Genomic DNA, 14,533 nt, shown 5'->3' on the forward strand with positions numbered 1-14,533 from the left:
ACGTCTGATACATGGGCCGCAGCAGGCCGAGACCGGCGGTGAACCCGCTTACGAACGGGATCGGGACAGCGGCGCACCTGGCCGGCCGAACCTGCCCGGTACCGGTTCTTGCCCGTGGGCGGCCGGATCGGCCCCGGCCGGGCGTAGGCCCGGGACCGGCTCGGCGCGCGTCGCGGCATCCTGCTCGGCCAGAGCGGTGCCTGCGCTCGGCGCGTCAGCTCGGAAAGCGGCCGACAGTCTCTTGAGTACCACGCGGCGCACGCTAACCGTTGTGAATAGATGTTCCGGCCTACAACCGATGGATGCCCAGAGAATCAGGCTCACCGAGGCTGTCGAGCCGTCGCCGCAGCTCGCCGGCGAGCGGGGAGTTGAGCCCGTCCAGCAGCCCCCACGCCGTTGTCCAGGCTTCCCAGGCGGCACATCGGCGGCCCGAAGCGAGCTGGCTGTCGCCCTGGTGTACCAGCGCGAGGGCCTGGTCCGCGCGGTGGCCGAGTGCCCGGAAGAGGTCGATGGCGCGGCCGTAGGCTTCGGCGGCCTCGGGGTACCGGCCGAGGCGATGGGTGACGTCGCCGAGATTTGCCCAGCAGTCGGCGACGCCCTGCTGTTCGGCGACCTCCTCGTAGATCCGCATCGCCGCCCGGGCGTCCGCGGCGGCCTGCGCCAACTCGCCGAGGCGGGCGCGGCACCAGCCGATCGACACGATCGCGTTGGCCTCGCCCACCCGATGTCCGGCCACTCGGAACCGTTCCCGCGCCTGCTGGTGATGGCCGATGGCTTCGACGAAACGTCCCAGGGCGCCGAGGACAGTACCGAAGTTGATGTCGACGTACGCCTGGTCCGCGGTGAGGCCGAGCTGCGCGTAGAGATCGCGGGTGCGGGCGAGTTCGGCGAGTGCCTCGTCGTACCGGCCCTGGAAGTTGAGGGCACCGGCCAGGCTCCGGCGGGTGTGCGCCTCACCGGTGACGTCACTGCCGGCCACCGCCCCGTCAACCGCGATCCGAGCCGTCGACTCCCATTGGTGCAGGTGCCCGCTGCGCTGGTAGAACGGCTGCAGGGCGAGCGCCAGGCGCCAGGCGTGTGACGGGAGCCCCTCGGTGACCGACCGCCCCACGGCGTCGGCCAGGACCCGGTGGTGGGCGGAAAACCAATCCATGGCCTGCGAGTAGTCGCTCGGCCGCAGGATCACCACCTCCGGCCGGGCTGGCGGCAGCGGGATCGGCTCGCGTTGCGGGCGGAGCAGAGCGTGTGCCGCGTGCGCCGTGTGCAGGTAGTGGTCGAGCATCCGGCCCACCGCGGACTGGCGGTCCTTGGCGCTGTCCAGTTCGGCGCTGAGGTCGAGGGCGTACCCGCGGACCAGGCCGTGCATCCGGTAGGTGCCGGGGTGCGACTCGGTGATCAGGTGGTTGCGGGCGAGCTCGGCGAGCTGCTCGCGTACCGCCGCGGGGGAGCCACCCAGCAGGCTGGCCGCTACCGGCACCGAGACATCCGGGCCGATGTGGAGCTGCAGCAGGCGGAAGAGGCGGGCGCTGGATGGGTCGAGCATCCGATATGACCAGGAGAACACCGCCCGCACGTCGGTGCCGCCGCGCAGCGCGTCCAGGGTGGGCTGCGAACGGGCCAGCTCGTCGGCGATCGCGTCGAGCGGAAAGCCGGGATGGGCGACCGCGCGGGCGGCGACGATCGCCAACGCCAGCGGCAGCCCGGCACAGTAGGCGATGATCTGGTCCACGGCCTGCCCGGCGTCCGCCAGGCGTGTGCTGCCCAGGCGCCGTACCAGCGTCTCCCGAGCTTCCTCGGGCGACAGCGGTGCGAGGGTCATCTGGTGCGCGGTGGCGAGGCCGGTGAGGCTGCGCCGGCTCGTGACGATTGCCAGGTTGCCCGGGGAGCCGGGCAGCAGGTGGCGTACGTGGTCGCTGTCGCGGGCGTTGTCGAGCACGACCATCACCCGCCGTCCGGCGAGCACTTCGCGGAACAGCCGCGCCTGCGCCTCGACGCTGTCCGGTATCCGCCGTGGTGGCAGTCCGAGCGCGTCCAGGAACCCGCGGAGGACCTCCGCCGGATCCAGCGGTGCCGCGTCGGGGGCGAACCCGCGCAGGTCGACGTAGAGCTGGCCGTCGGGGTAGCGCTCGGCCTGCCGCCGCGCCCAATGCACCGCCAGCGTGGTCTTGCCGGTGCCGGGCATCCCGTCGATGGTGATGACACCGGGGCCATCGGCGGAGAGCCGGTCGAGGACGTCCGCCAGTTGGGCCAGCTCGTGCCGGCGGCCGCCGAAGGTGCGCAGGTCCGTGGGCAGCTGAGCGGGACGGACGATCGGTCGGTCCCGGGTCGATGCCGACCGCTCGGTCTGGCGCAGTACCTCCATGCGCGCCTCATACATGACGGCGCCGGGTTCGATGCCCAGCTCGTCGGCGAGGGTGCCGCTCAGACCCCGGTACAGTCGCAGGGCCTCGCCCTGCTGCCCGACGGCGCCGAGCAGCCGCAGCAGCCGCGCCTGCAATGGCTCGTTTAGCCGGTCGGCCGCGGCAGCCGCCCGGACCGCGGGCAGTACGGCCTCGGAACGTCCGGACAGCAGCGCCGCGTCCGCCGCTGTCACGGCCGCCGCGGACCGTTCCTGGTCGATCGCCCGAAAAGGTGAGGGGTCCGCGATGACCGATTCCAGCCCGCTGGCGCAGGCGTTGGTCCAGAGGCCGAGCGCCTCGACGAAGAGCGTGGCGCCGCGCGCCGGGTCATCACGGTCGAGCGCCTCGTTGGCCTGGTCGACAAGCTCGCGAAATCGCAAGAGGTCGAGGTCTGCGGCGCCGACGGTGAGCCGGTACCCGTTGCCGTCCCGCAGGAGCCAGCGCCCTGGTGCCCGGGTCGCGAGATCGGGTTCGAAGACGCGTCGCAGCGTGCTGATGTGCCGGTGCACGAGGTTGGTGGCGCTCGGCGGCGGGTCGCTGGCCCAGAGCAGCTCGACGAACTCTGCCGCGCCGACCCAGCGGCCGGCGCGGACCAGCAGCAGCGCGAGGATCGCGCGCTGCTGCGGCGTGCCGAGGTCGATTGGCTCACCGTCCTGGGCCAAGCCGACCGGGCCGAGTACGGAGAACCGCAGCGGCGCCGTCCGCATCAGGTCGATCAGCTCCATATCGTCGCTCGACCGTGGATGCTGTCTCGACGCCCATGGTCGGGCCCGAAACCCACGATCAAGGAAAGCGTATCCGCGGACCCGTCGATGCTGCCGAGAGCTGGATCGAGGGGGGCCCGTGGTATCTGTTCAGGCCAGCACCCACTTCTGGTGGACCTGCCCGTTACAGCTCCAGATCTGTAGGGGCGAGCCGTTCGCCGTGCCCCACTGCTGCACGTCGACGCACTTGTCGGCGCGCAGGTAGATCAGGTCGTTCGCCTGGTTGAGGCGAAACTTCTGGGCGGTTGACCCGGTGCACGTCGTGAGTGTCAGCCGGGTGCCGTCCGCGGTCGATCCACCGGCCGCCGTCAGGCATTTGCCAAGCGATCGAATAGTACCGTCTGAGGAGAATATCCATTTCTGTCCGGCTCGGCCATCGCAGTCCCAGATTTGCAGCCGCACGCCCTCCGTGGCCGCACGCGATGGGACATCGACACAACGACCGCTGCCGACGCCGCGGATCGCGCGGCCCTGGGCTGGAGCCGTAGTCGGCGCGGGCGGTTTCACGCTCGCGGACCGAGGCGGTGCCGCCGCGGACGTCTGCGGGCGACCGCCCGGTTTGGCCGGCGGCGGGGGCGGCGGAGGCGGCACACCCTGGCTGGCCGGCCCGCCCGGTCCAGACGCCGGGGGAGCCTCGGCTCGTCCCGGTGGCGCGCCCTGCGGCATCGATACCCACCCGACCGGCCGGAAGCCGGCGGCGACGAGCCTGAACGTGTCGCCGTTGGCCGTCCAGTCGCGCTCGGCGCTGGACCAGGTGAGCAGGTACGTGGCATTCTCGCCGGACAACGCCCGGGTCACCGCGTGCATCGGGACGCCGTCCCCGCCGGTCCAGCTGCGCTCCCAATCGACCGCGGTGGCGGACTGCTCGACGAGTCCCACGTAGATCCGCCGGTAGTCCGGTAGCCCCGCCTCCGACCGCTCCCGGTCCAGGATGAGCTTGAGCACGTCCTGCCCGGCGGCACCCGCGCTCTCGACCGAGAACTCCCCACCCCGTCGGGGCGACGGAGCACGACGCGATCGCCGGTGTCCGTGATCTGCCAGGTGTCCGGGACGGGCAGCGAGACCCCCGTGTTGGCCTCGTAACGGCGCCAGCCAGCCGGGACGGCAGCGTTCTGCTCGGCGGCGGCCGGCTGGGTACCCGGATCCGGATCGCCGCTCTGGCCGACGAGGGCGGTCACGGACACGGTGACCGCGAGAAGCAGCGCCGCCGTCGCGGCCCCCGCCGCCCACCAGCGTCGCCGCGGCCGTCGGCCGCGGCGGTCGCCCGCCGATACCGGGAAGACCGCCGGGACGGCGGGCACCGCGTACCGCTTGGGCACTGGCCACGTCGCGGATTCCTCCGGGTGGGGCTCCGACTGCGCGGCGTGGCGCAGCAACTGCTCCGCGACCTCGGTGCTGATCCGCTGGTCAGGATCGCGGCGCAGGAGGCCGACGAGCGCCGGTGCCAGCGGGCCGGCGCGGACCGGCGTGGGTGGAGGCTCGGTCGCCAGCGCGGCAAGTGTCGCCATCGGCGTCGCTCGCGCGTACGGCCCCTTTCCTTCCACCGCGGCGTACAGGGTCGCGCCCAGCGACCACAGATCCGAGGCGAAACCGACCTCGCCGTCCGCCGCGCGTTCCGGCGGAATGAACGAGGGGGATCCGACGACGAGGCCTGCCTCGGTCAAGCTCGGGTCGGTGTCGGCTACGGCCAGACCGAAGTCGGTGAGCACCGCCCGGCCGTCCGTCGCCAGCAGCACGTTGGCCGGCTTGACATCGCGGTGCAGCACGCCGGCCTGGTGCGCGGCATCCAGCGCGGCAAGAATGTCGAGGCCAACCGCCGCCGCTCGCTGCGGCGACATCGGGCCCTCCGCGGCGAGCGCGTCGGCGAGCGAACGGGCCTCGACGTACTCCATGACGATCCACGGGTCGCCGTCGGACACCACGACATCGAGCACCCGAACGATGTTGCGGTGGTCGAGTTGGGCGATCGTCCGCGCCTCGCGCAGCGCGCGGGTGCGCAGCAGCTCCAGGTCCTCCATCGGCAGCGACTGGGCCGGCCGCAGCTCCTTGACCGCGACGTCGCGGTGGAGCATCTCGTCCCGGGCCCGCCACACGCGGCCCATGCCGCCTTCGCCGAGCAACGTGGACAGACGGTAGCGATTGTCAACCAATTGGTTGGCCCGGTCGGACACCTGGCAGAACGTACCGGCTGGGCCAGGCCCGGCGAAGCGCTGTTGCCCCGCAGGACGATACGGGATGGCCCAAAGGGCACCCGGCCCGCTCGCGATTCGATCCGCCGGCTGAACTACGCGCGGTATCCCGTCGTTGTTGGGGCGTCAGAGGTCGACAAGGGAGGGGAGCGGTCCCGATGAACGGCGACGCCGTACCGGTGGAGGCGCACGTCCTGGTCGAGACCGTCGGCCAGGTGCTCGTGATTCGCACGGCCGCGGAGCCCCTGGACGCCTTGGCCGCGATGGCCGACGCCCTGCCCGCTGATCCCGACCGGGCGGTGCTCATCGTCACGGTCGGCGCGGGACGGCTTCCCGGCCTGCCGGCGGTCCTGCCGCGGATCCTCGACGACCATATGAACGAGGCGAGTTCACTGCGCATCGTGGCACTCGGGCGGGCGGAGGAGCCGCCGCTGCTGCTGCCGGCGGTGCGCCAGCTGGCTTGGGATGTCGGTATGGAGATCCTCGTGCCGGCGGGTCCGCTGATCCCCGGGACAGCACCGCCGGTCTGGGTGCGCTACGGCGCGGCCGGCTCGATCGAGTACGAGCCGCCCTGGCCTCCCACACTTGTGCCACTACCCTCCAATGTGGATACAAGCCCACGAGCAGCCCGACCGGAGTCAAGTTCGGACTCGATCACCCGGGTGCTGTCGGTCCCGGCCACACCGCCGCCGGCGTCCGGCAGCCGTTCGCAAAGGCCGGGCCGGCGGGTCATCCGCCGCCTGACCGGCATGGGCTCCGTCCAGCCCGGTCCGGTGAATCCACCCGCTCCTCTTTCGGCCGTGCCGCCTCCGCCTGCGCTCCCGGCCATGAGACCCGCCGTCGCCTCGCCGGTGGCCGTGGCCCGGGCGTCCGTCCAGCAGCAGCGTCCTCCTACGCCCGCACCAACAGTGCCCCCCGTGCCGACCGCCGCTCCTGCGCCGCCCGCCCTCCGGTCCCTGCTGTGCCGCCGGAAGTTCCCGCGCCGGTGTTGCCTCCCACGGTGGCGGCACCCCGGCCGGTACCGGTCAATCGGGCACTGCTAGGCCGTGAGCGCCGCTGGCCGCATGCGGATTCCATCGGCGCGGCGGCGCCGAGGCGGAACCAACCTGGTCCGTCGGCCACGCCCCCGATGCCGCTCGCCGAACCAGTGCTGGCCGTCCCCCGGACACTCGAGCCCGCGCTGGACCTGCATCCGGTGGTGGCTGCTCTGTCCTCGGCCGCGCCGGATCTGCCGATGCCGGCACCGGCGGCGCCGCTTCTGCCAGTCACTGCGGAGGCGGCAGCGCTCGCGCCGCTTCTGCCTGCGACCGCGGAGGCGGCAACGCTCGCGGCGGGGGCGATGCCGGCGGTCGGCGCGCCGGTGAACGAGGTGGCGATGCCGCTCCGGCTGCCCACGAACGAGTGGGGAGCGGCCGACCACGCCGCGCTGCGCCGGGCGCTGAACGGGCGCTACGACGCGCACTCCCGCCAGATCTCCCGCATCCTCGCCGAAGAGCCTGGCCTGCGCGGTACCGGAGCCACGCCGGAGGTGGTGTCCGGCCTTGTCGCCTTACGCGCGTACCACTCCGGCGAACGGGACGCTGTCAACCAGGCATTGCGCACAGGTGGCGGTGGTGGCGCGCTCGACCGGGCGGTCACCATCGCCCGCGGTGCCGCGTACGGCCTGCGGCGACTTCCCACGGTGCTCGGCCCGGTTTTCCGCAGCGGCCGGATACCCGCCGCCACGCTCGCCGCGTACCGGCCGGGCCTCCGGCTCGTCGAGCCCGGATTCCTGGATGCGGAGGTGGGCGCCGTCCGAGAACGGGACGCCACCGTGGAGTTTCGTATCTGGTCTTCCAGCGCGCGCCGCCTCGGCTGGCTCGACATCGAGGACGCACCGGGCGCGATCTTCCCGCCGGCCACCTGGTTCGAGGTGCTCGCCGTCGACGAGCCGGAGAGCGGCCCTCGACAGGTGCTGATGCGCGACCTCACCGGTGGATCCGCCGCGACCCGACTGGAACGGATCCTTGCACGGCTGCGCGGTTTCGCCAGCGACCTCGAGCCGAGCGGCACCACGCTCGTATACGCCGTGCACGCCCCGGGGTGGACGAGCACGGCAACCCGTACCGGTTCGCGGAGGAACCGTAACCTCCCGGCGGCCTCGCCGATCGCCTGCCTATCAGGCGTAGATGCAGGCTAGCAAGACTGGAAGTGTTAATTGCCGACGACGGCGTCGGACAGAAAGGACCAAACGATGGTGGAGTTCAGCCCGGCGTTCGCGGAGTGGATGGCCACGGAACGGCTTGACCGCAGCCGCTCCGGATGGATGGATGAGGAGCGCCGCTCAGCTCGACGCAGGGCCATGCACGCCCGCCGGCAGCAAGGCAAGCGTGCAGAGGGCAGGTAGGGCACGACGCGCGTCCCGGCGGGCTGCGGCCAGCCCGCCGGTTCCGCCTTCACAGGGTTCAGGACGGGGAGGCGGCGTGGGCTCGGGCCAGATCGCGCGCGAACTCCGCCTCCCGCGCCTCGCGCATCGCCGTGGTGGTGAAACTGACGGCCGCCAGTGACTCTTGTGCGGCGTCAGCGATTCGGTTGAGGCCGTTGTAGGAGATGACACCCGTCTCGAACGCGTCTACCGCCGCCCCGACGTAGGTGTCGAAGAAGTAGATCTGGCGGTCGCGCAGCTCCTGCCGCCGCTGTGGCGGCGTGGGCTTGATGTCGTGGATGAACGCGGCTCGGATCGCGTGCGGGTGGCGCTGGTAGGCGCCGATGCTGAGATCAACGTCGCCTTGGCCGCTGTCCCCGACGAGCACAAAGCCGTATTCCGGAAACAGTTGTAGGTACTGGTCGAGGTTTTCGAGCTTCTTGGCGGCGATGCGCCTGTTGCCGACGAGGTGGAGCAGGCTGCCGGAGAGCATGACCGCGGTCGTCACGCCGTGCTGGCGCATGACTTCCAAGGTGATGTTCTCGACGAGTGTCAGGGGATCCTGGGGCCGGCCACTCAGGAACACGATGTTGCGCGGGTCGGCGCTCCGCGTGGCGCCCGGCCCTCTGGTCAGCTCGTCGTAGAACGCGAGGACGCCGGGGTAGACCGTGTCACGTGGATAGCGCCAGTCCTTGAGGCTGGCCAGAAACGTGTCGTCGATGTCGCTGATGACCTTGTTCTCGCCGGCCGGATGGGCGGCGGCCTCGGCTTGTATGTGAGCGAGGAGTTGGGTGCGTATCGCGGGATCATCGATGTCACGGAATACCAGCTGCTGTAGATCGTGGTGGTTGCCGCCAGCATCGACGAGGTTCTTGAAGTCCGTCAGCTCCCGGCCGCTCAGCCCGAGAAAGAGGTTGAGCAGCGCCTTCTCCTGCGGTTTGGGCGTGTGTCCAAACTGGAGTGCCGACGCCAGCGACACGCGCACCGGCAGCGACAGCTCGGCCGATCGGGTGACCGACAGCAGATCGAGCAACGGAGCGGACTCGTCGCTACCCAACAGGCCGCCGTCGAGCTTCGACAAGAGGTCCACAAGGTCGGTGTTGAGGAGGAAATAGTTGAGCTCCTCGTTCGACGCGTCTTTGAACATGTCGACAATCGCCGGTTCGAGTCGCTTGTCTGAGGCGTGCCGCAGGGCGCTTCGCAGAGCCTGCAACTTACTGGCCGCGATGACCTGGTTCATACACAGCTCCATGTTTCGACGGCCGCCACCGTGAGTGCCGGGCGGATCGACGCTAGGAGCCGGCTGTCTACATGAGATGGACGATCCATGGATCCCGGCACGAGTGGCCCACGGTTGCACTTTCGGGCAACGCGGCTGAACGCGAGGGAACTCCCGGCCAAGCAACTCGCGCGCCCGGACGCGATCCATCGCTATGGTCAGGAACGGAGCACAGTGGATGGTCGTGATGTGCGGCGTCCGGTCCGGCATAGGGATGGGAAACGAGTGTGGACGTAGCGGAGTTCTATGCCGTGGTATCCGGCATCAACTTCACCCTCCTCGGCCTCTGGTGGGTGGCCGTACAGGAGCGGCCGCAGCTGCGGGACACCAAGACCGGGACCGACCGCCTGGCGTACGCGGTGTCGCTGCAGTTCCTCCTGCCGGGCACGGCCGCGTTGTTCGCACTGGTGGCCGTGGACGCCCCGTTCCTCTGGCAGGCGGCCTTCCTGCTCGCCGGGGTCGCCGGGAGCGCCGGAATCCTGCTGCTGGCACCCGCGCTTCGCCGTGCGGGAGTCCGCGTGGTGCGGCTGCTGCTCTACCTGGTCGGCCTTCCGCTGTACCTCCTCGTCGCACTGACCGCGATTCTGCCGTTTGAGCTTGGCAACCTCAGCGGCCTGCACCTGGAAGCCATGCTCTTCGGCCTGCTCATCCTCGTCGGCACGCAGACCGCATGGACGGCGGCGATGTTCGTGCCGGAGGAACCGCCAGCCCCCTCGGGGGACGTACCGGCCGCCGCGGAACACGTACCCCCCACGACGGCCCACGGGCACGCACGCATCTACGGCCGCCCCCGCAACGACTGAACCCAGGGCGGTCAGGAATCTCTCAGCCGCCGATGCTGAACCCGGACCGTGAGCGGGGCGTCATGGGGTGTGACGGCGGCTCTACGTGCGGCGCCGCCGCTCGGACCACGTCAACAACTGGGGGAGAAGCTCGTGACCGCTCCGGAATACGTCGAGATCGAGGTCCCATGGCGCTGGTGGCGGGCTGAGCAGCTCGCCGAATCGCTGTGCCGGCAGGCGTTCGGCGAAGTCATGGCCGCTGCATTCGAGACTCGCGCCACGCGTGACGCGCTGGCCCTGACCTTGATGCTCAGTGGCGTGACGGGGGAGACCGCCCGGCCGTCCAGGGTTGTGCTTGGAATGATCCGTGATCGCCTCTCCGCGGTGGCGAGCTGGCGGAGTTGGAGCCAGGACGCGCTTCGGCGGTCCCCGGCGGACGACGTCGACATCAGGTTCGCCGCTGCGAGCTGGCAGTGGTTGATGCGTACCCGGCTCCTCAAAGGACGGTGCCCGACCTGCAGTGCGGGCCAGCGCGAACCGGTCGATGCGCTGGACGTGGGAGTGCGCGGGGCGCGCGAGGTCGTGGATGCGCTCTTGTGGTAGCCAGGAGTGACATGCCGTTGTCGCAGACCCGATGGTAGAGCGGTGAATGACAGAGCTACAGCTGAAGCCCGGTACGACGGCGGCTCGGATTCTGGGGTTGGGCACGTACCGCCCGACAACCATCGTCGGAAACGACACCGTCGGGGCGCCGATCAACTCCAGCGATGAATGGATCCGCCGCCGAACGGGTATCCTTAGACGTCGCCATGCGAACACGGCCGAGACAATCGTGGAGATGGCTGCCGCATCCGGACGCAAAGCGCTCGCCGACGCCGCGGTCGACCCGGGAGAGGTCGGCGTCGTGATCCTGGCCTCGATGTCCTACCTGGACCGAGCACCCACGGCGGCGCCCAGGGTCGCGTACCTCATTGGTGCCACGGCCGCGGCCGGAATGGACCTCGGCGCCGCCTGCGCCGGCTTTTCTCATGCGCTCGCGGTCGCCGACTCGCTCGTGCGCGGCGGGTCGGTCACCTATGCCGTGGTCATCGGCTCCGAACGGATGAGTGACATCGTCGATCGGACGGATCGCGGAACGGCCTTCCTGTTTGGCGATGGCGCCGGCGCCGTAGTCGTCGGCCCCAGCCACACCGCGGGCATCGGCTCAGTCGTCTGGGGCAGCGCCGGCGAGAGTCACGCTCTTCTCGGATACGACCGGGCATGGCGCGAGGTCGGCTATGGAGGCCGTCCGCCGACACTGCGGATGGAAGGGCGGGAGATCTTTCGCTGGGCTGTCCAGGCCATCCCAGAGGTGGCCAGTGAGGCCATGCGGATCTGCGGTGTCACGGCCGAGGACCTGACGGCGTTCATCCCGCACCAGGCGAACGCGCGGATCGTCGAGTCGGTCGCCTCGACGCTGCGACTTCCCGCACGCGTGCACGTGGCGTTGGATGTCACCGAGGTGGGGACCACATCGGCTGCATCCATCCCGCTGGCCATGGACGCGTTGCGGGCCGAGGGGCGTACGGCGCCGGGCGACCTGGCCCTGCTCGTCGGCTTCGGCGCGGGCCTGTCGTACTCCGCGCAGGTCGTCGCACTTCCCTGAACCCGTGTTGAGCCAGTCTCCGGCTACGAAAGACGAAGGGTGCGTAGTAGGTGGGTTTCAATGCCTGGGGTAGTCGTCTGCTCGTAGCCGTGACGGCGGTGACGTTGACCGCGCTGACCGCCTGCGGTTCCGGTACTGGCGGGGACACCGCGACTGGACCGTCAGGAAGGCCCGACCTCGCTGCGGGTGATGCCGCGAAGTGCCCGCCGGGCGCGGTGTGCGTCTTCTCGGAACAGAATCTTGGCGGCGCGATAGCTGTGCTCGACGCGCTGGCGGCGCAGCCATTCCGGATGCTTGACCTGCGTCGAGCCGGCCAGTTCTCCGACGGGTCGCCTATCAACGACAACATTTCCTCGTACGTGAACAACAGCGACAAGTTCTGCCTCTTCACCAACAACGTGCAGACCGGCGCGGCAAACAGGGGTGATCTGCGCGCCAGCGACGGTGCGGCGTGGGACGCCGGCGGTGACGACGGCAACAACATCGTCGAGGTGAGCCCTCAGCGCTCTGGGACGTTCAGTGGAGCGTTCGCCAGGTTCGACAACGTCTTCTCGTCGATCCTCTGCGAGCCGGAAGGCTTCATCGACAGGTCCACCAACGCGTTCGTCCGTCCGTTCGTCAGCCCGGACGGGAGGAAGAAGGGCTGCCCGGAAGACGCGGTGTGTCTGTTCTCGGCCATCGACTACAACGGCCAGATGGAGGTCCTGCCGGAGCTGGTCGGGTCCCCGTTCGAGATTCTCGACTTCACCGGCAAGACCTTCAAGGACGGATCCCGAGTGGACGGGGCGGTATCCTCGGTCGTGAACAACAGCGACCGGTTCTGCCTGTTCAGTACCGTGAAGCAGACCGGAGCTGTCGAGCCGGCGAATGCCATTACTGACAACCGCACCCCGTGGATGACCGGACCGGGCGTCACAGTGGTGAATCCCGGCAAGGCCTCCAATGTGGGCACCGATCCGGCGGCCAACGACACGTTCTTGTCGGCGTTCTGCTCACGGCAGGAGCCCAGGGCAATCCCGACACCAACCTCCTCGAGGGACTGACGCCCTCATCGGGCGGATCCACCACAGCTCGGCGGCGTGACCGGGATCGAACCCGATGTTCCGATCGCCCGTCCTGGGGTGCATGAAGACATTGCGAATTGGCGGTCCTGCTCTGCTGCTGCTCTTCCTGGCCGCCTGCGGCGGCGAGGATCCCACGGGGCTGACCGCCACCCCGAGCGCTCCTGCCACGCCAAGTCCGCCCGCGTCGAGCCCACCTGCCGCGTCGGGTCTGCCCGCGTCGACTTCCCCTGCGCCGAGTCGTCAGGTAGCCAAGCCGCCCGCCTCTGGTGGCTCGAGCCGGGGCGGAAGCGCCAGCGCCATCCTGCGCGGCGAGCGGCAGGTTGTCATCCTGCCGGTTGACTCGTTCGAATCGGTTCTGGCCCTCAATGACGCGGACCGGCTGACCCTGCTGGACGGCGACCCGGACCGCGACCTGTTCGTCCTGGCGCCGGTGGGCGGTGGCCGGTTCCAGATCAAGACGGCGAAGGCAGACCGAGGGGGCGAACCGTCGTGCATGCAGGTGAAGGAGGATGGCGTCAATCCCGCGACGGTCGTCGCCAGAGCCTGTGATGTGGGCGTGCAGAACCAACTGTTCACGATCGAGGAGGCGAAACAGGTGAAGAACGGACGCCCTAGCTACAACATCATGGTCGATGGAGGTGCCTACCTGCTGGAGGGCAGCAGCGGCGGCCTGATCGCTGAGCAACTCGGCGACGGATCGCCCACCAGCTTCACGTTCGTCGACAACGGCCCCTCCGCGTTGCCCAAACTCGGCGACTGAGGGGTCCGTCCAACCTTGACGTCATGAACGCCGAGAGGGTCGGCGTTCATGACGTCGCGGTCGGCGTCTCAGGAGCGAGGTGCGCTGGTCACGCTGAACGCGATGGTGCTGAGCGAATCCTGAAGGCCGCTCCAACCCTCGTTGGCGACGAGCACATCCTCGCCGAAGTCCACGTCCACGTAATCGGGCGTGCCACCGAAACCGTCCGCACCGACGCCGTACAAGCCGGTCCGGTTCCCACCCTGGTCCGAAAGCGTCACCGTGCTGTTGAAGGGCTCGGTGTGGAAGTTGCCGAACATGTGGCCCATCTCGTGGGAGATGAGCGTCGCGAGGGTACGGCCGACGAACCGCACCCGGTCGCTACCGGGGCCGAGGTACGTGTTTACGGACGCGGCGATCGGCGCGGGAGCACTCAGCCGGTCTAACAGCACGAGTGCGCTGTCTTCGGTCTCCATGTTGCCAGCATCGATGTACTGGCTGATCCCGATCGTCGGTATGCCGGACTCGGCAATCGTTCCGCCGACGATCCGGAGGGAGTATCTGGGATTCCCGCCCCGGGCGACGACGTCCGCCAGCAGGTTCTCCTCAACGCTGGCGATTGTGGCGTCGATGACCGCGCTTTCGTCGGCGTCGGTCAGGCCCCAGCCGGCGAGGAAGGAGCGCAGCGGGCTCAGGGCACGCGGTCCTGGCTCGACGCCGCCCGGGAAGGGAAAGATGGATGTGTCGAGAGTCGCACCATCAAAATCCAGGAAGATCGTCTGCTGGCGGCCAGCGCCTTCCAGGGCCGGGCGATACACGCCGATGGTCAGCTGGTACGCGCCCCCGTCGCCTTGCATCGCGACGGCGTACCAACCCGCCTCGTCGGCCACGTGGTCGGTGCCCGCCGTTCCACCCTGCGGCAACGGGCTGGCCGGCGCAAGCCATTGGGATGTGTCGACTACCGAGCCGTGTACCTCGCGCAGGCGCGGGTCGTAGCCGCTCACGCGCTTGCCGGCGCCGCTGACAGAGGCCCCGACGACGTCTCCCTTGTCGAGCCAGACGGCGAAGAAGTTGAAGCGGTGGGCAGTAGGAGGTCCGATCGACTGTCGATGGATTGGCAGTTCAGGGCCCATCTGGTGGTTCGTCGATCGGTTGCGTATCCGCAGTCGAGCTACTCGGTTCAACGTCACCGACGGGGACCTGGCTGGGTGTGCAGCCGACGATTCGGCGCGGCCGGCCGAGGTCCGGATGGTCCAAGCCTGACCTGG

Annotated in this window: 12 protein-coding genes; 7 read left to right on the forward strand and 5 right to left on the reverse strand. The window is 69.7% G+C overall.

What is annotated here, in order from left to right; all coding sequences use genetic code 11:
- Nucleotides 1–289: 289 nt before the first annotated feature.
- From Pflav_RS05330 to Pflav_RS47860, 3 genes are all read right to left on the reverse strand, one after another.
- Nucleotides 290–3,124, reverse strand: coding sequence for an AfsR/SARP family transcriptional regulator (locus Pflav_RS05330; protein ID WP_173034202.1), 2,835 nt, complete (start codon nucleotides 3,122–3,124; stop codon nucleotides 290–292).
- Between the two features lie 129 nt (nucleotides 3,125–3,253).
- Nucleotides 3,254–3,961 (reverse strand): RICIN domain-containing protein, encoded by a 708-nt coding sequence (locus Pflav_RS05335; RefSeq protein WP_173034204.1) that lies wholly within the window; start codon nucleotides 3,959–3,961, stop codon nucleotides 3,254–3,256.
- Nucleotides 3,958–5,334, reverse strand: a complete 1,377-nt coding sequence (locus Pflav_RS47860; RefSeq protein ID WP_173034205.1) for a serine/threonine-protein kinase — start codon at nucleotides 5,332–5,334, stop codon at nucleotides 3,958–3,960. The genes Pflav_RS05335 and Pflav_RS47860 overlap by 4 nt, the downstream gene beginning before the upstream one ends.
- A gap of 176 nt (nucleotides 5,335–5,510) precedes the next feature.
- On the opposite strand from Pflav_RS47860, the gene Pflav_RS05345 reads away from it, so the two are divergent.
- Nucleotides 5,511–6,395 carry a hypothetical protein gene (locus Pflav_RS05345; RefSeq protein ID WP_173034206.1) on the forward strand — a complete coding sequence of 295 codons (885 nt, stop codon included), beginning with the start codon at nucleotides 5,511–5,513 and terminating at the stop codon, nucleotides 6,393–6,395.
- Nucleotides 6,396–6,481: 86 nt separating this feature from the next.
- Nucleotides 6,482–7,531 (forward strand): hypothetical protein, encoded by a 1,050-nt coding sequence (locus Pflav_RS05350; RefSeq protein WP_173034207.1) that lies wholly within the window; start codon nucleotides 6,482–6,484, stop codon nucleotides 7,529–7,531.
- A 265-nt stretch (nucleotides 7,532–7,796) separates the two neighbouring features.
- On the opposite strand, the gene Pflav_RS05355 is transcribed toward Pflav_RS05350, so the two are convergent.
- Nucleotides 7,797–8,996: a phosphatase domain-containing protein gene (locus Pflav_RS05355; protein ID WP_173034208.1), complete on the reverse strand. Its 1,200-nt coding sequence runs from the start codon at nucleotides 8,994–8,996 to the stop codon at nucleotides 7,797–7,799.
- A gap of 266 nt (nucleotides 8,997–9,262) precedes the next feature.
- On the opposite strand from Pflav_RS05355, the gene Pflav_RS05360 reads away from it, so the two are divergent.
- From Pflav_RS05360 to Pflav_RS05380, 5 genes are all read left to right on the forward strand, one after another.
- Complete coding sequence (locus Pflav_RS05360; RefSeq protein ID WP_173034209.1) at nucleotides 9,263–9,838, forward strand: hypothetical protein; 576 nt, start codon at nucleotides 9,263–9,265, stop codon at nucleotides 9,836–9,838.
- A 132-nt stretch (nucleotides 9,839–9,970) separates the two neighbouring features.
- Complete coding sequence (locus tag Pflav_RS05365) at nucleotides 9,971–10,420, forward strand: hypothetical protein (RefSeq protein WP_173034210.1); 450 nt, start codon at nucleotides 9,971–9,973, stop codon at nucleotides 10,418–10,420.
- A 46-nt stretch (nucleotides 10,421–10,466) separates the two neighbouring features.
- A complete protein-coding gene (locus Pflav_RS05370) occupies nucleotides 10,467–11,462 on the forward strand; it encodes a beta-ketoacyl-ACP synthase 3 (RefSeq protein ID WP_173034212.1) in 996 nt (331 codons plus the stop codon).
- Between the two features lie 89 nt (nucleotides 11,463–11,551).
- Nucleotides 11,552–12,505, forward strand: a complete 954-nt coding sequence (locus Pflav_RS05375) for a peptidase inhibitor family I36 protein (RefSeq protein ID WP_173034214.1) — start codon at nucleotides 11,552–11,554, stop codon at nucleotides 12,503–12,505.
- Between the two features lie 82 nt (nucleotides 12,506–12,587).
- Nucleotides 12,588–13,286, forward strand: coding sequence for a hypothetical protein (locus Pflav_RS05380; RefSeq protein ID WP_173034216.1), 699 nt, complete (start codon nucleotides 12,588–12,590; stop codon nucleotides 13,284–13,286).
- A 68-nt stretch (nucleotides 13,287–13,354) separates the two neighbouring features.
- Here the strand turns inward: Pflav_RS05380 and Pflav_RS05385 are convergent, their stop codons facing one another.
- The gene (locus tag Pflav_RS05385) at nucleotides 13,355–14,455 is read right to left on the reverse strand and encodes a hypothetical protein (protein WP_173034218.1); all 1,101 of its coding nucleotides are present in this window, start codon (nucleotides 14,453–14,455) and stop codon (nucleotides 13,355–13,357) included.
- Nucleotides 14,456–14,533: the final 78 nt, after the last annotated feature.

It is taken from the genome of Phytohabitans flavus, from assembly GCF_011764545.1.
GTDB classification, from domain to species: domain Bacteria; phylum Actinomycetota; class Actinomycetes; order Mycobacteriales; family Micromonosporaceae; genus Phytohabitans; species Phytohabitans flavus.